Annotated in this window: 20 protein-coding genes; 6 read left to right on the top strand and 14 right to left on the bottom strand. The window is 63.7% G+C overall.

The genetic code is table 11. The features are described 5' to 3' along the window. Positions 1 to 227 precede the first annotated feature (227 nt). Positions 228 to 497 (bottom strand): 30S ribosomal protein S15, encoded by a 270-nt coding sequence (rpsO, locus tag ACSS7Z_RS06625; RefSeq protein ID WP_438253684.1) that lies wholly within the window; start codon positions 495 to 497, stop codon positions 228 to 230. Between the two features lie 210 nt (positions 498 to 707). On the opposite strand from rpsO, the gene ACSS7Z_RS06620 reads away from it, so the two are divergent. Continuing rightward, a complete protein-coding gene (locus tag ACSS7Z_RS06620) occupies positions 708 to 1,934 on the top strand; it encodes an MFS transporter (RefSeq protein WP_438253716.1) in 1,227 nt (408 codons plus the stop codon). A gap of 26 nt (positions 1,935 to 1,960) precedes the next feature. Here ACSS7Z_RS06620 and ACSS7Z_RS06615 read toward each other — a convergent pair whose 3' ends face one another. The 3 genes from ACSS7Z_RS06615 to ACSS7Z_RS06605 all read right to left on the bottom strand — a co-directional run bounded on the left by ACSS7Z_RS06615 (position 1,961) and on the right by ACSS7Z_RS06605 (position 4,466). Further along, a complete protein-coding gene (locus ACSS7Z_RS06615) occupies positions 1,961 to 2,515 on the bottom strand; it encodes a YceI family protein (protein WP_438253683.1) in 555 nt (184 codons plus the stop codon). A gap of 140 nt (positions 2,516 to 2,655) precedes the next feature. Further along, positions 2,656 to 3,024 (bottom strand): FKBP-type peptidyl-prolyl cis-trans isomerase, encoded by a 369-nt coding sequence (locus ACSS7Z_RS06610; RefSeq protein WP_438253682.1) that lies wholly within the window; start codon positions 3,022 to 3,024, stop codon positions 2,656 to 2,658. Between the two features lie 230 nt (positions 3,025 to 3,254). Next, positions 3,255 to 4,466, bottom strand: coding sequence for a PrsW family intramembrane metalloprotease (locus tag ACSS7Z_RS06605; protein WP_438253681.1), 1,212 nt, complete (start codon positions 4,464 to 4,466; stop codon positions 3,255 to 3,257). A gap of 61 nt (positions 4,467 to 4,527) precedes the next feature. Here ACSS7Z_RS06605 and ACSS7Z_RS06600 point away from each other — a divergent pair, with 61 nt between their 5' ends. Further along, the gene (locus tag ACSS7Z_RS06600; RefSeq protein WP_438253680.1) at positions 4,528 to 5,397 is read left to right on the top strand and encodes a fumarylacetoacetate hydrolase family protein; all 870 of its coding nucleotides are present in this window, start codon (positions 4,528 to 4,530) and stop codon (positions 5,395 to 5,397) included. 42 nt (positions 5,398 to 5,439) lie between these two features. On the opposite strand, the gene ACSS7Z_RS06595 is transcribed toward ACSS7Z_RS06600, so the two are convergent. The 3 genes from ACSS7Z_RS06595 to ACSS7Z_RS06585 form a co-directional block, all read right to left on the bottom strand. Beyond that, positions 5,440 to 6,900, bottom strand: coding sequence for an aspartate ammonia-lyase (locus tag ACSS7Z_RS06595; protein WP_438253679.1), 1,461 nt, complete (start codon positions 6,898 to 6,900; stop codon positions 5,440 to 5,442). 81 nt (positions 6,901 to 6,981) lie between these two features. Then, positions 6,982 to 7,317 (bottom strand): peptidase, encoded by a 336-nt coding sequence (locus tag ACSS7Z_RS06590; protein ID WP_438253678.1) that lies wholly within the window; start codon positions 7,315 to 7,317, stop codon positions 6,982 to 6,984. Beyond that, the gene (locus ACSS7Z_RS06585) at positions 7,314 to 8,657 is read right to left on the bottom strand and encodes an inorganic phosphate transporter (RefSeq protein ID WP_438253677.1); all 1,344 of its coding nucleotides are present in this window, start codon (positions 8,655 to 8,657) and stop codon (positions 7,314 to 7,316) included. The genes ACSS7Z_RS06590 and ACSS7Z_RS06585 overlap by 4 nt, the downstream gene beginning before the upstream one ends. Before the next feature lie 152 nt (positions 8,658 to 8,809). Between ACSS7Z_RS06585 and ACSS7Z_RS06580 the strand changes: the two genes are divergently transcribed. Both ACSS7Z_RS06580 and ACSS7Z_RS06575 read left to right on the top strand, forming a co-directional pair. After that, positions 8,810 to 10,906: a S9 family peptidase gene (locus tag ACSS7Z_RS06580; RefSeq protein ID WP_438253676.1), complete on the top strand. Its 2,097-nt coding sequence runs from the start codon at positions 8,810 to 8,812 to the stop codon at positions 10,904 to 10,906. Between the two features lie 242 nt (positions 10,907 to 11,148). After that, complete coding sequence (locus ACSS7Z_RS06575; protein ID WP_438253675.1) at positions 11,149 to 12,117, top strand: putative endonuclease domain-containing protein; 969 nt, start codon at positions 11,149 to 11,151, stop codon at positions 12,115 to 12,117. A 121-nt stretch (positions 12,118 to 12,238) separates the two neighbouring features. Here the strand turns inward: ACSS7Z_RS06575 and ACSS7Z_RS06570 are convergent, their stop codons facing one another. From ACSS7Z_RS06570 to ACSS7Z_RS06540, 7 genes are all read right to left on the bottom strand, one after another. Beyond that, positions 12,239 to 13,267 carry a 6-phosphofructokinase gene (locus ACSS7Z_RS06570; RefSeq protein ID WP_438253674.1) on the bottom strand — a complete coding sequence of 343 codons (1,029 nt, stop codon included), beginning with the start codon at positions 13,265 to 13,267 and terminating at the stop codon, positions 12,239 to 12,241. Between the two features lie 208 nt (positions 13,268 to 13,475). Next, the gene (locus ACSS7Z_RS06565; RefSeq protein ID WP_438253673.1) at positions 13,476 to 15,617 is read right to left on the bottom strand and encodes a DEAD/DEAH box helicase; all 2,142 of its coding nucleotides are present in this window, start codon (positions 15,615 to 15,617) and stop codon (positions 13,476 to 13,478) included. 184 nt (positions 15,618 to 15,801) lie between these two features. Further along, positions 15,802 to 16,758 carry a bifunctional riboflavin kinase/FAD synthetase gene (locus tag ACSS7Z_RS06560; RefSeq protein WP_438253672.1) on the bottom strand — a complete coding sequence of 319 codons (957 nt, stop codon included), beginning with the start codon at positions 16,756 to 16,758 and terminating at the stop codon, positions 15,802 to 15,804. Then, a complete protein-coding gene (locus ACSS7Z_RS06555; protein ID WP_438253715.1) occupies positions 16,755 to 17,147 on the bottom strand; it encodes a hypothetical protein in 393 nt (130 codons plus the stop codon). Before ACSS7Z_RS06555 ends, ACSS7Z_RS06560 begins: the two co-directional genes overlap by 4 nt. 73 nt (positions 17,148 to 17,220) lie before the next feature. Continuing rightward, a complete protein-coding gene (locus ACSS7Z_RS06550) occupies positions 17,221 to 17,589 on the bottom strand; it encodes a hypothetical protein (RefSeq protein ID WP_438253671.1) in 369 nt (122 codons plus the stop codon). Further along, positions 17,586 to 18,479, bottom strand: coding sequence for a tRNA pseudouridine(55) synthase TruB (truB, locus tag ACSS7Z_RS06545; protein WP_438253670.1), 894 nt, complete (start codon positions 18,477 to 18,479; stop codon positions 17,586 to 17,588). The genes ACSS7Z_RS06550 and truB overlap by 4 nt, the downstream gene beginning before the upstream one ends. Before the next feature lie 44 nt (positions 18,480 to 18,523). Further along, positions 18,524 to 18,976 carry a hypothetical protein gene (locus tag ACSS7Z_RS06540; protein WP_438253669.1) on the bottom strand — a complete coding sequence of 151 codons (453 nt, stop codon included), beginning with the start codon at positions 18,974 to 18,976 and terminating at the stop codon, positions 18,524 to 18,526. On the opposite strand from ACSS7Z_RS06540, the gene ACSS7Z_RS06535 reads away from it, so the two are divergent. Both ACSS7Z_RS06535 and ACSS7Z_RS06530 read left to right on the top strand, forming a co-directional pair. Then, on the top strand, positions 18,957 to 19,190 hold the full coding sequence (locus tag ACSS7Z_RS06535) for a hypothetical protein (RefSeq protein ID WP_438253668.1): 234 nt from the start codon (positions 18,957 to 18,959) through the stop codon (positions 19,188 to 19,190). The genes ACSS7Z_RS06540 and ACSS7Z_RS06535 overlap by 20 nt on opposite strands. Positions 19,191 to 19,247: 57 nt before the next feature. Further along, the gene (locus ACSS7Z_RS06530) at positions 19,248 to 20,147 is read left to right on the top strand and encodes an HhH-GPD family protein (protein WP_438253667.1); all 900 of its coding nucleotides are present in this window, start codon (positions 19,248 to 19,250) and stop codon (positions 20,145 to 20,147) included. Positions 20,148 to 20,151 lie beyond the last annotated feature (4 nt).

Below are 20,151 nucleotides of genomic sequence, written 5' to 3'. Positions count from 1 at the left end.
GATCGGCTCATTCGGCGGCATCACCCGATCACGCCATACCGAAGTGTCACCACCAAATCAGCAAGAAGCGTTACCGATGTCCTGAGACACAACCGTCACCAATGTCCTGAGACTTCACAACCCAAGTTTCATGCGGCAAGACGTTTCTCGTGGCCCGAGGATGAACGACGAAGGCCGCCCCACACCTGGGGCGGCCTTCGGAAGAAGTGCGATTGAACGCTGGTGCGTTATCGGCGCAGTCCAAGCTTCTCGATCAGCGCACGGTAACGTGCGATGTCGGTGTCCTGGAGATAGCCGAGCAGACGACGGCGCTGACCCACCATAAGGAACAGGCCACGACGCGAGTGGTGGTCGTGCTTGTGGTCCTTGAGGTGTTCGGTGAGGTCCTTGATGCGCTGCGTCAGCATTGCAACCTGCACCTCGGGGGATCCGGTGTCACCGGGGTGCGTCGCGTACTCTTCCATGATCGCCTTCTTAGCGTCAGATTCGAGTGCCATAGATGGGATCCCCTTTCAGTTCACTGCGCGGCGCCCGACGCCTGATGCGTGGGCTCTCTTTATCCGCGGCCGATCAAACGGCAACCTGTACAGCTTACCAGCCCGAAGAACACTCCCCCGACACCGGCGATCATTCCCGGATAGCCTCATCTGGTGCACAACGCCTTGATCGATCTGCGACCGTTTCGCGCAAGCGGCGCCTTTACCAGGATGTGGGCCGGGTCCACCCTTGCCGGGCTCGGCGGCCAGCTCACCCTCGTCACGATCATGCTGCACGTATTCGAGCTCACCGGAAGCACTTTCGCCGTCTCCATGGTCGCGGTGACCGGCCTTGTGCCGATGATCTTTGCGGGGCTGTACGGCGGAATGCTCGCCGACGCATTCGATCGCCGCCGCGTCGCACTGGTCGCAGCCACCATCACGTTCGCCTCCACGGTCCTGCTCGCAGCGTTGACCTGGACGGAACTGGAGACCATCTGGTGGCTGTACGCGCTCAGCGCCATCAATGCGGCAGCAAACTCCGTCGGTATGGCCACTCGGATGGCAATCATCCCGCGCCTGATCCCCCGCGAACTGCTGGCTTCAGCATCCGCACTGAACGGCATCACCATCGGTGTCATGGTGATGGCTGGTCCCGCGCTCGCTGGGGTTCTTGTCGCTACAACCGGCTACGGGTGGACGTACACAATCGACGTGGTTCTCATGCTCGCCATGTTCATGGGCCTGTGGACTCTGCCAGCATTGCGGCCGGAGGGAACGATCGTTCGACCGGGCATTGCCTCTCTCGTCGACGGATGGCGATTCCTCCAGCGCGCCAAGAACATCCGGATGCAGTACATCCTCGACATCGTTGCGATGACGTTCGGCCAGCCCCTCGCACTGTTCCCCGCCCTCGGAACCTTTCTCCTGGGAGGCGGCCCCGTGACAACCGGCACGTTAACCGCTGCTGTTGCGGCCGGAACGTTCCTGTCGAGTCTGTTCTCCGGCCGCATCGTGCGGTACCGCTGGCACGGCCGCGGCATCCAGCGCGCGATTCAGGCCTACGGAGCTTCCATCCTCGCCTTCGGCGCGGTCCTGCTCATCGGAGTGTGGATGCCCGCGGCCAGTGCGACCACGGTCAACGTCGGGCTGCTCATCGCCGCGTGCATCGCGCTGGCAGCATCCGGCGCCTGCGATAACGTCAGTTCGATCTATCGCAGCACGATGATGCAATCGTCGGTTCCGGACAGCATCCGGGGCCGTCTTCAGGGCATCTTCATCATCGTCGTGGCTGGTGGTCCGCGCGTCGGTGCCCTGTACGCCGGCACGCTCGCAACGCTCACGAGCCTGTGGTTTCCGCCGCTGCTGGGCGGATTCATCGTGATCGTACTGGTGGCGATGCTCGTTCGCCTGGCGCCACGATTCCGCGACTACGACGCAGAGAACCCCGAGCCGTAAATCAGGCCCGGGGTTCTGAATCGTGATCAGTCCTGCTGCAGTGCGCCCTGAAGGTCGAGAGTGATGGTGACGTCCTTGCCGACGAGCACGCCACCCGTTTCAAGAGCGGCGTTCCAGGTCAGGCCGAACTCTTCGCGGTTGATCGTGGTCGTGGCGGATGCGCCGGCCTTGTAGTTGCCGTACGGGTCCTGACCGAAGCCGCCGAAGTCAAACGCGAAGCTGACCGGCCTGGTGACGTTGCGGATCGTCAGGTCACCGTCGATGAAGAAGTCGCCGTTATCGGCCCGGGCACCGGTGGAAACGAACTCCATCGTCGGGTAGGCATCGGTGTCGAAGAAGTCGGCTGAGCGGAGGTGACCATCACGCCCCTCGTCGTTGGTGTCAATCGAGGTGACATCCACGCTCGCGGTGACCTGAGCCTCAAGCGGGTTCTCCGGCGCAACCAGCGTTGCACTCTTCATGCCGAAGCTGCCGCGCACCTTCGAGATCATCATGTGCCGAACGCTGAAGGTGACCTCACTGTGCGAGGGGTCAAGGATCCAGGTGCCTGCGCGGTAGCCGGGGATGTCGATGCTGCTCATGTGGTTCTCCTCAAGAATCGGGTCCGTCTCGTGACGTTCACAAAGCGACAACTCCTATGCAGTCGCATATATTCCGAATCTCTCAAAAAAGTAATGCCCCCGTCCGGCGAACCAGACGGGGGCATATCTCAGCGGGTGCGTCAGCCGACGGCAACCAGGTCGATGATGAAGATCAGTGTCTTGCCGGCGAGGAAGTGACCGGATCCGGCCGGGCCGTAGGCCAGGTGCGACGGAATGACCAGCTCGCGCCGTCCGCCGACCTTCATACCCGGGATGCCGTCCTGCCAGCCCTGGATAAGACCGCGCAGAGGGAACTGGATCGTTTCGCCACGACCCCAGGACGAGTCGAATTCTTCACCGGAGTCGAACTCGACTCCGGCGTAATGGACGGTCACGGTATCGCCGGGCTTCGCCTCGGCACCATCCCCCTCGATCAGGTCACGGATTGCGAGCTCTGCCGGGGCGGGGCCGCTCGGTGCGTCAAACTCGGGCTTTGTGCGATCAGTCATGGTTCCATCCAACCGGAGCGCCCTTGCTCGGTCAACGCGAAGACACCAGCTGAGAGCGAACATCTGGCGACGCCACAGTGTCGAATCGGCACCCCAGAGTCTCTTGACTTTCTTCAGGGCTCGGCGCATGCTGGTTTCAGATCACCTCAGCGCCCGGGAGACTCGCAGGCATCGCCGCAGCACCGGGCGTTGAGTGTTGCTCGGGGTCAGATTCTCACCCCGTCGATCTCTCAGTACTCCAGTAACGCGGCACGCGTCGCACGCATGCGCATCAGTAGCGCACGCTCATCGTCCGCGGCCAAGGCATCTCGCCCGGTCAGCGCACGCTGACGAACAGCCGCCAGCGCCGTGGAGTCTTTGATGAACCGCTTCATCAACGGACGTCGATCACCATTCAGCGAAGCCGCCCAGTGGAGTCCGACCTTGCGTCCGGCAGGTGTTGCCAGCATCGTCACCTCTTCGGGGGTGAACCAGCCCGCTGCGGCGTATTCGCCGAGTCGTTCCCGTGTCAGACGAGCCTCTTCCTTGCGCAGCGCGACGACAACCAGGATGAAGCCGATGAAAAGCGGCACCTGCAGCAGGATGTACAGCAGGAAGAAGTCTGCGTACATCGCCGAACCGTTCCAGAACGCGTGCAGAACCATGGCCCCGACGATCCCCAGAAGCCCCGCGCTCAGCACCGCCCCCGTCGACGCGTGCCGGCGCGCAGCAAGCCCCATCGCGAAACCGGTCAGAGCGGTGAACATCGCATGCGCGAACGGCGACATCAGCCCCCGCATCACGAACGACACTGTGAGATCCGCTCCACCGCCCTCGATCAGACTGATCGCGAAGTACTGAATGTTCTCGGTGAAGGCGAATCCACCGCCGACCAGCGCCCCGTACACGACACCGTCCACCGGACCGTCGAAAGCCCGCCTGCCGATCACGAACACGAGGAAGACGCCGAGGCCCTTGGCGAGCTCCTCAACAATCGGCGCCTGCACCACCGCAGAGAATCCTGCGGAGTTCAGCCCGAGCAACAGGGTGATACCGATATCGACGAGCAGTGTGATGCCGACGGCCGCGATCGCACCCCAGGCGATGGAAAAGGCGATGAGCGACTTCGGCTCCGGTTCCCACCGATCGATGATGCGAACGCCGAGAAATACGATGGTGAGCGGAATGACAGCGAGGATGAGGCCGACTCCGGATGCCGCCGCCCCCAGCGCCCACACGAAGTAGCCGACCAGCACCACCAGCACGAAGCCGAGCACGCCGAACAACCAGATCGAAACGCTGCGCCCGTGCTTGGTCGGCACAGGCAGCTCTGGCAGCGCCGGTGCTGCCGGTGCCACCGGGGCCGGCGGCGCGTATGCTGTGGGCTGCGCAAGTGCGGAGGCATACGGCGATTGCTGAGCCGGCGGTGTGTACTGCGGCTGTGCCGGTCCTCCGAATGTCATAGCAAAAGCCTAAGGGAACTGTTCAGCCCTGCCCGCATCGCTGACCGGTAGCGTAGTGACCATGCGCTTCGCCCATCTGCGTCGTTCCGACAGCACCGACGTCCAACTCGCAGTCGTTGAGGACTCCGAGGCCATTCTGGTCGCCGATCTTCTCTCCTCCGCCCCTCGCACACTGCAGGAGCTCATCGAGGGCGGAGATGACCTGCTGAGCGAACTTCGCGTAGCGCTCGGCCGCGGTAGCGCCCCCCGTCATCCACTCGCCGAGCATTCTTTCGCATCCGCGGTGCTGAATCCGCCCGTGGTGATTGCAATCGGACTGAACTATGCCGCGCACTCCAGCGAACTCGGCTTGAAGACAGACACCGCGCCGACGGTGTTCACGCTGTGGCCGAACTCGCTCACCGGGCACGACGCCATCACCCAGTGGCCACGCAGCCTCAGCGAATCCATCGACTACGAGGCCGAACTCGGCGTGCTGATCGGTCGGCCTGCCAAGAACGTCGACCAGGCAGCCGCGCTCGACCATGTCTGGGGATACACAGTCGTAAACGACATCACCGCCCGTGACATCCAATTTGCCGAGGCCCAGTGGTCGCGATGCAAGTCGTTCGACGGCTTCACCCCGACCGGCCCGTACGCCGTGACCGCGGATGAGGTCCCTGACCCGCAGAATCTGCACATCTGGACAGTTGTGGACGGACACACCGTGCAGGACGCGTCGACCGGGCAGATGGTGCGCTCCGTCGCTGCGCTCATCGCGCACCTGTCACAGTCGATCACGCTGCTGCCGGGGGCACTCATCTCAACCGGCAGCCCCGGGGGCGCCGGATACTCGCGCAATCCGCAGATCTTCCTGCGTGATCGTTCCACTGTCACCGTCGGCATCGACGGCATCGGCGAGCTGACGACGCACTGCCGCATCACCGACTGAGCGGTCCGGTTCCGGACGGAATCGCCCGGAACCGAGCCGGCTTCAGATCTGGATCATGTCCTCGGGCAGGACGATCGGGATCGCCGAGGTCACAGCCTCAAGACCAGAAAGACGTGCCGGCGACAGCTGCTTGGTAACCTCTTCGCGCGACATCAGCTCAGCCTCGACCACGAGGTCGGCAACGTTGCGGTTCGTCAGCAGGGCGGTCTTGGCCAAAGCGGCCGCTGCCGCGTAACCGATGAACGGGGTCAGCGCGGTGATGACTCCGACCGATGCTCCGACCATGGCTCCCAGACGGTCTTCGTTCGCCGTGATTCCATCGACGCAATTGACGCGGAGCGTCCACATGGCTTGGCGCATCCAGGTGATCGATTGGAAGATCGAGTGCGCGATGACGGGCTCGAAGGCATTGAGCTGCAGCTGACCGGCCTCCACCGCCATCGTGACGGTCATATCGGCACCGACCACGGCGAAAGCAACCTGGTTGACCGCTTCCGGGATCACCGGGTTCACCTTCGCTGGCATGATGCTGGATCCGGCCTGCTTGGCGGGGAGATTGATCTCTCCCAGGCCGGCCTGCGGGCCGGAAGACAGAAGTCGCAGGTCGTTGCAGATTTTGGAGAGCTTGATCGCATTGCGCTTGAGCGACGATGAGAACGACATGAATGCGCCTGTGTCGCTCGTGGACTCCACGAGATCCGTGGCAGTGGACAGGTCCAATCCGGAGATCGCACGGAGGTGCTTGAGCACGGCCGGCGCGTAGCCCGCATGCGTGGTGATCCCGGTACCGATCGCCGTCGCACCCATGTTGATCTCGAACATGAGCTTTGCGTTCTCGGCGAGGCGTTCCTGGTCCTCCCCCAGTGTGGTGGCGAAGCCGTGGAACTCCTGACCCAGCGTCATCGGCACAGCATCTTGCATCTGCGTGCGACCGACCTTGAGCACATTGTGGAACTCGCCCGCTTTGCCGAGGAAAGAACGCCGAAGAAGGTCGAGCTCTTCCAGGAGCGAGCGAAGGTTCAGCGATAGGCCGATCTTGATCGCCGTCGGATAGACATCGTTCGTGGACTGGCTGCGGTTGGTGTGATCGATCGGTCCAAGGAACGCGTAGTCGCCCTTCTCACGCCCCGCCATCTCGAGCGCGATGTTGGTGATGACCTCATTGGCGTTCATGTTCGTCGAGGTGCCGGCCCCGCCCTGAATCACACCGACCGTGAACTGATCGTGGAACTCTCCGTCGATCACCCGTTGCGCTGCGGCGTCGATGAGACCGGCCCGCTCGGCGTCGAGAACACCGATCTCCTTATTCGCTCTGGCACTGGCCTGCTTGACCATCGCGAGGCCTCGCACCAGATCCGGATACACCGAGATCGGTCGCTTGGCGATCGGAAAGTTCGCGTCAGCCCGGGCGGTATGGATGCCCCAGTAAACCTCGGCGGGAATCTCCATGCTTCCGAGAGAGTCAGTCTCGGTGCGGGTTGCGGTCGGCGCGGCAGAAGCCATGTCACATCCTTGTGGGTCGTGGCGGATAGATCGGGATGTTCCCAGTCTATGCATCCCGGAGCGATCCGACCCAGGTGCGACTCAGTGTCCGATGACGATGATGAGGATGCCAGCGATCACAGCGGCCGCGCAGATGGCGAAGCACGCGTAAGCCCCGTACAGGGAAAGCCGTTTCTGCGCTTCGGTCAACGGATTCTTCTTCGCCGCTTTCGCAGCCTGCTTGGCAGCCCGCCTGGCTTCTTTCTCAGAGATCACGGTGATGGCATCGGTGAACTCGGCAGGTGTCACCACCGGGGCACGTCCTGATCGAACCAGCAGCCGGAGCCCGAAGGCGTAAGAGGTGACGACGGCCGCCGCACCGACCAGAGCAGCCGCGAAGACCTGCAGGAATGCGAGCCAGTTGATCATGACGGTCATTCGGCTGCCTCGGCCTTCGTGCTCGTTTCAGGCGTTGTCGCCGGCTTCGCAGCTTTGGACTTCTTCTTGCGCTTGGCCTTGGCCTCAGCCCGGGCCTTGTCCTTAGCCTCAGCTCGAGCCTTCGCCTCAGCCTTGGCCTGCGCCACCCGCTGCTGTCGACGCGTGGGGGGCGGCGAATCCGGAAGCTCGATCGCGTGACCGGACTCGGCCACATCGCTCATGGCGTTCTCAGACGTCACTGCGTTGCGACGCGAGCGCAGGTAGAGCCCGATGATGATCACCAGCGCGAGCACGGCGTCAATGGCCACGCCCCAGTTGCCGAGCCAAACGACCAGCAGCGCGGCAAGTCCGCCAACCGCCGCTGCGGCGGGAAGCGTCAGTAGCCAACCGATCGCAATGCGTCCCGCGGTCCGCCAGCGAACCGTCGAGCCACGCCTGCCCAGGCCAGAGCCGATAACAGAGCCCGAAGCGACCTGAGTGGTGGAAAGCGCGAAGCCCAGAGCGCTGGAGGCGAGAATCGTCGCTGCGGTCGAGCTCTCTGCCGCGAAACCCTGAGCAGGCTTCACATCGGTGAGCCCCTTGCCAAGCGTGCGAATGATGCGCCAACCGCCCAGGTAGGTACCGAGGGCGATCGTGACAGCACAGGCGATAATCACCCAGAGGTACGGATCGGCGTGGTCGGAACTCTGCCAGCCGACGGTGATGAGTGCGAGGGTGATAACACCCATCGTCTTCTGCGCATCGTTGGTGCCGTGCGCAAGCGCGACCAGGGATGATGTGAAGATCTGTCCCCAGCGGAATCCGTCGCGACCGTCAGGCTTGCCGTCGTAGCGGCGTGTGATCGAATAGGCGAGTTTCGTCGCGAGAAGCGCGATGATTCCCGCAGTCAGCGGTGCGATCAGTGCCGGAAGCACGATCTTCGACAGCACCATCCCGAAATCGATCCCGCCGAAGCCGACGCCCACAAGGGTGGCACCGATCAGACCGCCGAACAGGGCGTGCGAGGAGCTGGAGGGCAGGCCCAGCAACCAGGTGAGCATGTTCCACGTGATCGCACCGATCAGGCCGGCGAAGATCACCGAGAGGAACAGCTCGGCACCAGAATCCAGGATGGCGCTCTCGTTAATGATGCCGTGCGAGACGGTCTTTGAGACCTCTGTGGAGAGGAAAGCGCCGATCAGGTTGAGGACCGCTGCCAGGAGCACTGCGGTCTTGGGCTTGAGAGCACCGGTCGCGATGGGGGTCGCCATCGCATTCGCGGTGTCATGAAAGCCGTTAGTGAAGTCGAAGAAGAGCGCCAGTACGATGACCAGCACGACAATGAGGACTGCGGTTTCCACCGTTTACTTTCGGGTTTGACGAGGAAGGGAACTGCCGACGAGATCGACGTGGTGAACGAAGAGTTCACCGTGGGTTTGTGTTCCGTTAACCGGCCCCGCTAAATCCTCGCACCCTCGTTGGTATCGGTCAACTCGACACCGACTAGCGTGGGATGGTGACCAACGCTCCAATCGCCGCCCGCCGCGCCCATATCCGCACCCATCACGGGGATCAGTTCGAGGATCCGTACGAGTGGCTGCGGGAGAAGGACTCCCCCGAAGTCATCGCGCATATCGAGGCCGAGAACGCCCACACGGACGAACAGACCGCGCATCTCGCTCCCCTGCGCGAGACGCTGTTCCAAGAGATCAAGGCCCGGGTCTTGGAGACAGACCTGTCTGTTCCAACCCGCCGCGGCGACTGGTGGTATTACGGTCGCACGGAAGAGGGTTCGCAGTACGGCATCCAGTGCCGCGCTGCGGCGACCGCCGACGATTGGACTCCCCCGAACCTCGCCCCTGGCCTGGCGGTCCCGGGCGAGCAGATCCTGTTGGACAGCAATGTCGAGGCATCCGGTCACGACTTCTTCTCGCTGGGATCGTTCGCGGTTTCGGATGACGCCACAAAATTGCTCTGGTCGACCGACTTCACCGGTGATGAGCGCTACACGGTGCACGTGCGCGATCTCAGCACCGGCACGGTGCTTTCCGATGAGATCCCGAACACCGGTGGCGCGTTCTTCACCCCGGATGGCACCGGAATTCTGTACACCACGCTGGATGATTCCTGGCGTCCGGACACGCTGTGGCTGCACCGGCTCGGAACGGCGACCGATTCGGATGTGCAGCTGTTCCATGAGCCCGACGAGCGGTTCTGGTTGGGCGCGGGAATCACTCGCAGCCGCCGGTACCTGGTGATCGGCGTCGGCTCCAGCATCACCAGCGAGGAGTATCTGGTCGATCTCGAGGGTGAGATCACCGCCCAGCCGCGGCTCGTCTGGGCACGCAACGAGGGCGTCGAGTATTCGATCGATCACGCGATCATCGACGGTGAAGACCGGCTGTTCATCCTCCACAATCAGGATGCCCTCGATTTCGAGCTCGTCTCGGTGGCGGCATCCGATCCGCAAGGAGAGCGACGCGTCGTCATCGCGCATCAGCCGGGCCGGCGCTTGCTGGGGATGGATGCTTTCCGTGACTTCGCGACCGTCGAATACCGCCGTGATGGCCTCGAGCAGGTCGGTCTGCTCGACTATGCCACGGATGCTGTCGAGGAGCTGGCTTTCGAAGAACCGCTGTACTCGGCCGGCGTCGGCGGCAACCCGGAGTGGCACGCACCATTCCTGCGCCTGGGATACACCTCGTTCGTCACGCCGGGCACGGTGTACGACCTGGATCTGACAACGCGCGACCTGCTGCTGCGCAAGCGTCAGCCCGTTCTGGGGGGCTATGACCCTGCGCACTACGACCAGGCTCGCGCGTGGGCTACGGCTTCGGACGGCACCCGAGTGCCGATCTCGATGGTGTGGAAGCGCTCATTCGGAGAGCCGGGCGACGAGCCTCGGGCCGTGCACCTGTACGGATACGGCTCATACGAGCATTCCATCGACCCCGGTTTCTCGGTGGCACGTCTTTCTGAACTCGACCGCGGGATCATCTTCGCTGTTGCGCATGTGCGCGGTGGCGGCGAGATGGGGCGCGGCTGGTACGAAGACGGCAAGATGCTGAACAAGCGCAACACCTTCACCGACTTCGTGGCATGCGCCGAGCATCTGATCGAGGCCGGAGTGACCACCGCAAACAAGATGGTGGCTGAGGGCGGGAGCGCCGGTGGCCTCCTGATGGGCGCAGTGGCGAATCTTGCACCGTCGAGCTTCGCCGGGATTCTGGCATCCGTTCCCTTCGTCGACCCGCTGACATCGATCCTCGATCCGGAGCTGCCACTCACCGTGATCGAGTGGGACGAATGGGGCAATCCGCTCCACAACGCCGACGTCTACGAGTACATGAAGTCGTACTCACCGTACGAGAACGTCCGCGACGGTGCCCCCTACCCGCGCATCCTCGCGATGACCTCGTTGAACGACACCCGCGTGCTGTACGTGGAGCCGGCCAAATGGGTGCAGCGGCTGCGGGAGGCCGGGGCATCCGACGTGCTGATGAAGTGCGAGATGGTCGCGGGCCACGGCGGAGTCAGCGGTCGCTACAACTCGTGGAAGGAACGCGCCTTCGAACTTGCTTGGCTGCTCGACACCCTCGGCGTCAGCTGAGTCGCCGCGGCGCGGCGCATGTTACACAAGTTGTCGGTGCGCGCTACGGAAGCCCGCACCTTCTGAGACGTGCGTCTTGGCCGCGTCACAGAAGGTGCGGGCACGTGCCGCAACACTCACCTCTTCTGTGACATCCACCCGCGGGAACGACATCTTCTGCACCGTCACTCAATCGCTCGAACAGTCCACAGAACGTGGAATTCTTGTGATGGAGCGTGCAGTGATTGCGGTGTGCTGATGCGATGAACAGGCGTGCTCCGCTCCCAGACCGACTTCAGAATCGGGCGTTCTCCACCGCGGATGCTCGATCCGAGGGAGTGTCCGCCTCACGACTGCGTGCGCAGGATCTCAGCACGCCTACTCGCGGTGTCCGCACGGCCCTGATCATAAAGCCGCCGGTTGCGGATGCCGAGACCACCGCGCAGCGATTGCAACGGCTCGACACGGAGATGCTCGAACGTGCAGGAAAGTTCGCTCTCGCGCTGACTCCCGATCAGTTCTTCAGCCATGAGACCGGGCTCGGTCTTATCAGCGTGCCGCTCCCCTATACAAGAGCCGAGGAACGCTCGCTCCATGTGTCAGCGCGGCGACCGGCCGGGCAACCGCGGCGACATGGCGTGATCGGGCACCGACTGCAACAGCGCGCGCCGAATCGGTGGATGGTCGATGACGTGCCCATCGAGCATCCGGCCCGGATGTGGCGCCAAGCGGCAATGAACTGGTCCGTCGACGACGTCATCGTCGCCGCAGACAACTTAATTCTGCCGCGCCGACGTCTTCTGAGCATCCACGATCTGCGCCAGGAGATCGCTGAAGCCGGCGATCTGCCTGGCGGCAGGCTTGCGCGGGCGCTCGATGCCGCCCGTGCAGGCGCAGAAACCGCGGAGGAGACCCGCCTACGGCTTCTTCTCATGCGGGCTGGATTGCCCGAACCGGAGTTGAATCTGGACATTTTCGACGCCGGGAGGTTCGTCGCTCGCCTGGATCTCGCATTTCCTCGCTACCGCGTGGCAGTGGAGCATGATGGCCGCGTTCATGCAGAGAACAACGCGCAATTCGCGAAGGATGCAGACCGCTGGGACGCGATCCGTGCATCAGGATGGGATCATGTACGCGTGCTGAGTCACCATATGCGCCCGGATCCTCAGATCGCGATAGACAAGGCCGCACGCGCCCTGTTCAACGCCGGCTGGCGCCCCGGCCGGGCATAGCCCCGTCACAGAAGTTGCGTGTGCAACGCCTCAACACCCGCAGCTTGTATCACGCACACAGCTGCCGCGTCACAGAAGATGTGCGTGGATGAGCGCTGCTCCCGCAGCAACTGTGACACGATCAACCGAACAGGGCGGCCGCTTCGTCGTAGCGGTACTGAGGCACGGTGTTCAGCTCGCCCAGCGCCTCTTCGAACGGCACCCGCACGATGTCGGTGCCCTTCATGGCGACCATCTGTCCCCAGGCACCGTCGACGATCGCATCCGCCGCATGCAAGCCCAGACGTGTCGCCAGGACGCGGTCGAAACCGGATGGCGACCCGCCGCGCTGGATGTGACCGAGGATCGTCGCGCGGGTTTCGATGCCGGTGATGCGCTCGATCTCGGGGGCAAGCTGGTCTCCGATGCCGCCCAGGCGCGGACGGTTGAAGGCGTCCATTCCCTTGTCGCTGAAAGCCTCGTCCATTCCTTTGAGCGTGAAGCCCTCCGAAACGACAACGAGCGGAGCCCGTCCACGATCATGAGCGCTGCTCACGAGTGCCGCGATCTCGTCGATCGACATCGGCACCTCAGGAATGCAGATGACGTGCGCACCGGCCGCCATTCCGGCGTGCAGCGCGATCCAACCGACGTGGCGACCCATGACCTCTGCGACCATGCAGCGCTGGTGCGAATCCCCGGTCGTGCGCAGGCGATCCATCGCATCGGTGGCGATGTTCACCGCGGTGTCGAAGCCGAAGGAGTAGTCCGTGGCGCGCAGGTCGTTGTCGATGGTCTTGGGAACGCCCAGGACGTTGATACCGTCCTTCGACAGGCGATCGGCTGCGGCCAGGGTTCCCTCGCCGCCGATCGCGATGATGCCGTCGATCTTGTGGCCGTACAGCGTCTTGGCGATGTTCTCTGCCCCGCCGCGGTCACCCTCGTAAGGGTTGGTGCGGCTGGTGCCCAGAATCGTCCCACCAACTTTGGACAAACCTTTTACCTCATGCCGGGTGAGCGGCATGAAATCGCCTTCGACGACGCCGCGCCATCCATCCCGGATACCGACGAACTCGAGGTCGTAACTGGTGGTGCCCTTCAGCACGACGCCGCGGATGACCGCGTTGAGTCCGGGGCAGTCGCCGCCGCTGGTGAGAATACCGATCTTCATGCTGATGCCTTCAGAGGTTTCGGGAGTGGGACGGGCACCATTGCCTACTCTCGACCCTAGTGGGCATCACGGTCCGGCACCATTCCGAGCGTGATGAGAATCGCAGATCTTGAGCGACGATATCCGCTGATTTTCAGTTCTTCCACATCATGTGCAGAAAAATCGCAGAAACCGTTGCAAGAAACATGATTCTTGCGCACCGTCGAGGCTATGCCGCGAGGGCCTCCCTGAGCAGGTGCATGAGCGCTGCCAGCTGTACCGGCTCGCTTGCCGCCACATCGATTGCTTCGCCGTCCAGCGCTCGTGCTGCGAGCCCCTGCTTCTGATCGATCAGCTCGGCGATCTTCGTGTCGATCGTGTGCGCGGCGATGATGCGCCATGCGGTGACCGGCTCGTCCTGGCCGATGCGGTGCACCCGGTCGATTGCCTGTGTCTGCTCGGCCGAGGTCCAACTCAGCTCCGCGAGCACCACGTTCGATGCGGCCTGCAGATTCAGCCCGACGCCAGCCGCGGTGAGCGAACACACCGCAATGCCAACGCTCTCATCGCCGTTGAAGTCGTCGATCGCCTGCTGACGCGTCGACGTCGTCTGATCTCCACGGATCGAGACATAGCGGATGCCGGATGCGGCAAAGTGCGCCTCAGCCCGGTCCATAACATCGATGTGCTTGGCGAAGAACACGACTTTGCCCACCGAACGCTGCAGCTGCGCAGCGTAGTCGGCAGCGAGCATCGCCTTGGCCTGGCCGATCTTGCGAACCATCGTGAAGACGTTGTCTCCACCGGTACCGGCAGCCTGGGAATCCTCGAGCTCGCCCTGTGCGACCAGACGGACGATGTCCTCGTCGATCTCTCCCGGCGACAGGCTCTGGGAACGATCTCCACGCGCCTCGATGATGCGCCGGTACTTGGCAGCCAGTCGCTCCCCCAGCTCACGCTCGGCCTGGCGAATGCTGCGACCGAACTCGTCGTCGAGCTGCACAGGCAGATCGGCGATGAGCTTGTCTGGCAGGTCGGCTGCGACATCCTTCTTCTTCCGCCGCACGATGCCCATCGAAATGACGGCATCCCGGGCTTCAGGATAGAACGCTTTGTCCGCCGGGGTGTGCCCCGTGTCATCCAGCTTGCTCATCAGCTCGGGTCCGGGCTTGTCTCCCGTGGTCCAACCGAGGAAGCGCCAGATAGCGTCGAAGTCTTCGACATCGTTGATCAGCGGCGTACCCGTGAGTGCCATCATCAGCGGGTCGCGCGTGCGCTCGCGCACACGCGTCGCCAGCGACAATACGTTTTGAGAACGCTGCGACGAGAGGTTCTTGATGAAGTGCGCCTCATCGACAACCATGCCCTGAAGCCCGATCGAGCCCAGCCACGCCAAATGTCGATCGAGGATCTCGTAGTTCACGATGAACACATCGGCGAAGGCATCGATGTCAGTGCCGTCGCCCTGGATCACTGTCGCCCGGCGTTGCGGTGTCCACCGCTCCACCTCGCGCGCCCAGTTCATCTTCACAACGTTCGGGACGACCACCAGCAGCGGGTAGGCGTTTGCGATGGATGCCGCGAGCACAGACTGCGCGGTCTTTCCAAGCCCCGGCTCATCGGCGAGCAGGAAGCTGCGGTGGCCGGCGCGGACGGATTCCAGGAATCGCGACTGGTGCACCATCACCTCGAGCCCCTTGGGCGAGATGTGGTCGTACTCCGGTACGGGCGGAAGCTCCATCGTCGCTGCCGATCCACCGGCACCCGTTTCGAATGCCTTGTAGAGCGGTCCCATGAGCTCCCAGCCATCCAGCCGGCGGCGGACGGTCGTGGTGCTGCGGGGGGTCAGATCCGGCGCGAGGAACGGGTTGGCGAGTTGCCGGGACTCGACAGCCTCCGGGATCACCTGCCGCTCGGCCAGAGCTGCCGGAACAACCGGAGCCTGCACGGGGGCGGCATCGGTGATGATCAACTCTTCCGGAGCAAGTTCGGCACCGGATTCCAGCAACCAGTCACGGCGCATCCGCTTGGCGACGGGGCTGGTGGCCTGGTCAGCTTCCAGCAGTTGGATCAACGAGGTGTCCCGAGCGGCGGTCTTCGCCAGAATCGTCGCCACGCCATCAAGTCGCTTGAGCAGCTCTGCACGTGCCGAGTCGCTGAATGCGGCATCGGTCTTCACGCGCGCACGTTCCTCGCGCACCAGGAATGCGATGACCTGGAACTTCACCCGATTGGTGGGTCCGAGCTTGCCTCGCTGAGCCTTGGCTTCGATCTCGCGCACCTTGCGCGCGAGAATCGGGATCAGCGGAGCCTCGTCGAGTTTGCGAGACGTCTTCTTGCGCCGTGTTGCGGCGGTTGCCGTAGTCGGCATGCTCCTCCTGAGCGTGAAAAACCGAATCATCGTTCGAGACGATCCGTGCCTAGTCCGCGTGTGGCGTGAGCCAGGACCGTGCGGATGCTGTCTGGTCCGTATCGGGGCGCTGTGAGCGCTCGACCGAAGAGGACCTGGCTTTAGTTTACGCCATAACTGCAAAAAAGCGCAGAGCCGCGCATCCTCAGGCGCGTACTTCCCCCGTCAGCAGCGCGCGCGCAGCGACAACGTCGGCAGCCATCTGCTCCATAAGCGCCTCAACACCGTCGAATGCGACCATCCCCCGCAGACGCTCGATGAACTCGACTGTCACATCGTGGCCGTACAGATCGAGCGAGTCCTCGTCGAGCACGTGCGCCTCGACCTGGCGGACCAGCACATCGTCGAATGTGGGGTTCGTACCGACCGAAACCGCCGCGGGGTGGCGAAGTCCGGTGTCGTGATCGACGAGCCAGCCAGCGTAGATACCGTCCGCCGGAACGAGGGCTCCCACGATCTCAGAGAGGTTCGCGGTCGGAAAACCGAGCTCTCGTCCGCGCTTGAGCCCGTGCACCACGACGCCGCGAACATCGACCGGACGCTCGAGCACATCGGATGCGGCTCTGACCTCTCCGTGAACGAGCAGCTCTCTGATCCAGCTGGAGGACACTCGACGCTCGGATTCGTCGAGGAAGACGTCTTCGACGACATCGACGGTGAAGTCGAACTTCGGCCCGAGCTCGCGCAGCAGGTCCGGCGTGCCGGCGCCGCGGTGTCCGAAGCGGAAGTCGCTGCCCACCAGCACGGTGGACACGCGCAGAGCGCCGACCAGGATCTCCTCGACGAAGTCTTCGGCCGAACGCGAGGCGAGCGCCTGATCGAAGGTCAGCATGAGTGTGGCATCCAGACCGAGTTCGCCCAGCAGCTCGAGCTTGCGTTGAGTTGTGACGACGTTCTCGGGGCACAGTTCGGGGCGCAGCAGCTCGAGCGGGTTGCGGTCGAAGGTAACAGCGACCGAACGGGCATCCGATTCCGCTGCATCCGCCTTGAGCCGCTCAATGACCGCACGGTGACCGGCGTGGACCCCGTCGAATTTGCCGATAGCTACGGCTGAACGTCCGAAATCGCTGGGAACCTCATGCGGGTCGCGGAAGATGATCATGCGGACACCGTCGCCGGCTTGTGGGTGCGCAGCCACCAGATGCCGAACAGCGGAAGAACAAGCGGGATGAACAGGTATCCGCGCCCGAACACCGACCACACCGAATCGTGCTGGAACAACTCGGGCAGTGCGATGCTGAGGCTGCCCACGACGAGGACGCCGACGAGCTCGAAGACGATAGCAATCCACGCGACTGCATACCATCCGCGCCGGCCCGCAAGAATGAGCGCAAGTGTCGCCAGTATGTACACGACAGCCGCAAGCGCCGAGAGCGAGTACGCCAACGGTGCCTCTGCGAAGCTGCGCACGATCTGGACAAAACTGCGACCGGTGGCGGCAAGCGCCATCACGGCGTAGACGATGACGAGGACTCGACCGATGCCGGTCATCTGTGTGCGAGTTTCGGTGATGCTCATAGCATCGTCCATCTTATCCGCGCGAATCCGTGCCCAGCGCCGCCGCCTACCCGATCTGAATCGTCCAGATCACTTCCATCCGCCAGAGCATGATGGCAACAGCGAATGCTGCGACCCCCAGGATGACCGTGCTCCACCGACTCCGGTCCAGCAGCGCCCACAGCACTCCCCCGATCGGCACCAGTGCCGCGGACACGAGATACACCCAGAACTCGAGCAGATCGCCGGTGGGCGGGTTGCCTGCCAACGGCGCGACTATCCCGACCACAATCTGGGCGATCAGCAGCACCTCGATCAAAGCGAGCGCCCCGACCGTGTAATCGCTCGGTCGGCGCCCTGCCATCCCCGCCACGACACAGAACAGTCCGGCGGCGACGGCGACGATGATCTGAACGATCGTGAACCACAGGATCATCGGATCTCCTCCGGCATGTTCATTGCGCTTTTCAGGTCTTTCCCCCGCTTTTCGACGATGCCGACCAGGTGACCGTCAGGATCGATCGCCGCAGCAAAGGTTCCCGCCAGTCGGGATGCCTCATCCGCCAGACGCTTGCCGTGCTTGAGATCTCGCGCCTGCTCAGCCGAGACATCCAGCGGCTGCAGAATCTGTGCGGCCGCAGCCGCCGGCGTCAGCGGCTCAGCATCTGCAAGGTCATCCAGCAGCGCAGCATCCGTCACGTCGAACGGTCCGATTCGGGTGCGGCGCAGTGCGGTGAGGTGTCCGCCCACTCCGAGCGTCTCCCCCAGATCCCGCGCGAGCGCGCGAATGTAGGTGCCCGATGTGCAGTCCACCACCACATCGAGGTCGATGACACCGTCGCCGGCACGCTGCGCGAGGATCTCGAAGCGCGATACGGTCACCGCCCGCGCTTTGAGCTGGACGTCTTCACCGGCCCGAACCCGATCGTAGGCGCGTCGGCCATCGACTTTGATGGCCGAGACGGTGCTGGGTACCTGCGAGATATCGCCGGAGAGCGCTGCGATGCCGGCGGTGAGCTGCACCTCGGTGATGGCAGCAACGGACGCCGGATCAGCAGTGGCGGTGACCTCGCCCTCTGCATCATCGGTTGTCGTGCTCTGCCCGAGCCGGATCGTCGCGAAATAGGTCTTGTCCGCCCCCACGATGTAGGTGAGCAGACGGGTTGCGCCCTCGATACCGATCACGAGCAACCCCGTGGCCATCGGGTCCAGGGTTCCGGCGTGCCCGACCTTGCGGGTTCCGAAAGCACGACGCGTGCGAGCGACGACGTCATGACTGGTGAGCCCACCGGGCTTATCAACGAGAAGAATGCCCGACGAGACCATCCCTCAAGCCTATCGATGGTTGGTGCACGCGCGCGGACGCTCCCTCAGCCGCACACCTCGTACGGCGGTGTTTCCAGCGTGGTCACCGTAACCGCATTCGCCTGGTCGGTCGCGGTGTAGTACTCGAAGAAGATCGTCGCACCTGCGGTCGGCACGCCCAGCCAGGTCCCCTCACCGATCTGCGCTTGCCCGGCGACGGCATCCGGATGCTGGGACAGCACCTCATCCTTGCTCGAGCCGATCCCCAGCCCCTCTCCGGTGCGCGGCCCCAAACCCGGGGTGATCGGGTCGGCCGCGGATGTCGACACGAGCACGATGGGTTCCTGCTCCGTCTCCGTCCCCCGAACGAAGTCCACGCTGTACGAGCTGTCGGAGGCGTTCCACCACGCAGCCCAGGAGCAGTGGTCATCATTGGTCCAGGTCGCCGGCAGCTCGCTCAGTGTGGCGGCGAAGTCCGCGCCCGTCTCGATGGGGCCGATGCCCAGCTCGCTGATCAACCAGGTGGACGGGTCCTCTGGATCGATCGCCGGTGTCTCCGGCGCCGGCGAAGGATCGGGTGAGGACGAGGTCGGAGGAGCTGACGAGGGTGGAGGTAACGGCGCCGGAGGCGACGAAGCCGGTGCTTCCGGAGGCGCCGAGGCGCATCCGCTGAGAATGAGCGCCGATAGCATGCCGATCGCCATCAGTGCAGTCGATCTGCGCGGCATGTGAACCTCCCGGAAGCCGACGGTTGCGTCCGCGTCGGAACGCTCCGCCTAGGCTAACGAGGTGGCTGCAATCTCGACACCCCCCTTGACCGTGGCGCCGGTACTTGCACACTGGTACCGCGACAATGCTCGAGATCTGCCCTGGCGCCGCCCTCAGTTTCATGAGCAGTTCGGTGCCTGGGGCACGCTGGTCAGCGAGTTCATGCTGCAGCAGACACCGGTTTCTCGGGTGATTCCGCACCTCGAGGCGTGGTTGGAACGCTGGCCGACGCCTGCTCGGATGGCCCAGGCCACACCGGCAGAGGTCGTCCAGCAGTGGTCGAATCTCGGTTATCCTCGACGCGCGCTTTGGCTGCATCGTGCGGCGATCGAGATCACCGAACGCCATGACGGTGTGGTTCCGCGCGATGTGGATGCTCTTCTCGCTCTGTCCGGAATCGGCGACTACACCGCTCGCGCAGTCGCGGTCTTCGCCTATGGCGATCATCATCCGGTTGTCGACACGAATACCCGGCGCGTCATGGCGCGCGCGCTCGAGGGCAAGTCGCAGCCCGGCGCTGCCGCGCGCCGCGACCTCACCGCGATGTCAGAGTTGTTGCCGACAGATCGAGAACATTCGGCGATCTTCAACGCCGCAATGATGGAACTCGGCGCCACCGTGTGCACTTCTCGGACACCGAAATGCGCACAGTGCCCGATTTTGGCCCAGTGCGCTTGGGCGGCGTCCGGGTATCCCGACACCGGTGACGATCGGCCGCGCCAGGCCCGATACGAGGGCTCGGACCGTCAGGCCCGCGGCGCTGTGCTCAAGTCGCTGCGAGCAGCACACGACAATACCCTGCTCCTGGATTCGGTGATCCACGACTGGGGCGAGCCCGCACAGCGCGACCGGGCGATCGACTCCCTGATCGCGGACGGCCTGGTCGAGGCCGTGGACGGGATGCTGCGGCTCCCGCGCTGAACCC

This window comes from Microbacterium wangyouchuni, assembly GCF_051546305.1.
In the GTDB taxonomy this organism is placed as follows: domain Bacteria; phylum Actinomycetota; class Actinomycetes; order Actinomycetales; family Microbacteriaceae; genus Microbacterium.
The sequence above is the reverse complement of the archived record's forward strand: the minus strand, read 5'-3'. Positions and strand labels throughout refer to the sequence as shown.

What these genes read in the sequence shown, in the direction of transcription:
- rpsO (WP_438253684.1), bottom strand. Translation starts at nt 497, where the DNA reads ATGGCACTCGAATCTGACGCTAAGAAGGCGATCATGGAAGAGTACGCG.
- ACSS7Z_RS06620 (WP_438253716.1), top strand. Translation starts at nt 708, where the DNA reads ATGTGGGCCGGGTCCACCCTTGCCGGGCTCGGCGGCCAGCTCACCCTC.
- ACSS7Z_RS06615 (WP_438253683.1), bottom strand. Translation starts at nt 2,515, where the DNA reads ATGAGCAGCATCGACATCCCCGGCTACCGCGCAGGCACCTGGATCCTT.
- ACSS7Z_RS06610 (WP_438253682.1), bottom strand. Translation starts at nt 3,024, where the DNA reads ATGACTGATCGCACAAAGCCCGAGTTTGACGCACCGAGCGGCCCCGCC.
- ACSS7Z_RS06605 (WP_438253681.1), bottom strand. Translation starts at nt 4,466, where the DNA reads ATGACATTCGGAGGACCGGCACAGCCGCAGTACACACCGCCGGCTCAG.
- ACSS7Z_RS06600 (WP_438253680.1), top strand. Translation starts at nt 4,528, where the DNA reads ATGCGCTTCGCCCATCTGCGTCGTTCCGACAGCACCGACGTCCAACTC.
- ACSS7Z_RS06595 (WP_438253679.1), bottom strand. Translation starts at nt 6,900, where the DNA reads ATGGCTTCTGCCGCGCCGACCGCAACCCGCACCGAGACTGACTCTCTC.
- ACSS7Z_RS06590 (WP_438253678.1), bottom strand. Translation starts at nt 7,317, where the DNA reads ATGACCGTCATGATCAACTGGCTCGCATTCCTGCAGGTCTTCGCGGCT.
- ACSS7Z_RS06580 (WP_438253676.1), top strand. Translation starts at nt 8,810, where the DNA reads ATGGTGACCAACGCTCCAATCGCCGCCCGCCGCGCCCATATCCGCACC.
- ACSS7Z_RS06575 (WP_438253675.1), top strand. Translation starts at nt 11,149, where the DNA reads ATGAACAGGCGTGCTCCGCTCCCAGACCGACTTCAGAATCGGGCGTTC.
- ACSS7Z_RS06570 (WP_438253674.1), bottom strand. Translation starts at nt 13,267, where the DNA reads ATGAAGATCGGTATTCTCACCAGCGGCGGCGACTGCCCCGGACTCAAC.
- ACSS7Z_RS06565 (WP_438253673.1), bottom strand. Translation starts at nt 15,617, where the DNA reads ATGCCGACTACGGCAACCGCCGCAACACGGCGCAAGAAGACGTCTCGC.
- ACSS7Z_RS06560 (WP_438253672.1), bottom strand. Translation starts at nt 16,758, where the DNA reads ATGATCATCTTCCGCGACCCGCATGAGGTTCCCAGCGATTTCGGACGT.
- ACSS7Z_RS06555 (WP_438253715.1), bottom strand. Translation starts at nt 17,147, where the DNA reads ATGACCGGCATCGGTCGAGTCCTCGTCATCGTCTACGCCGTGATGGCG.
- ACSS7Z_RS06550 (WP_438253671.1), bottom strand. Translation starts at nt 17,589, where the DNA reads ATGATCCTGTGGTTCACGATCGTTCAGATCATCGTCGCCGTCGCCGCC.
- truB (WP_438253670.1), bottom strand. Translation starts at nt 18,479, where the DNA reads ATGGTCTCGTCGGGCATTCTTCTCGTTGATAAGCCCGGTGGGCTCACC.
- ACSS7Z_RS06535 (WP_438253668.1), top strand. Translation starts at nt 18,957, where the DNA reads ATGCCCAGCTCGCTGATCAACCAGGTGGACGGGTCCTCTGGATCGATC.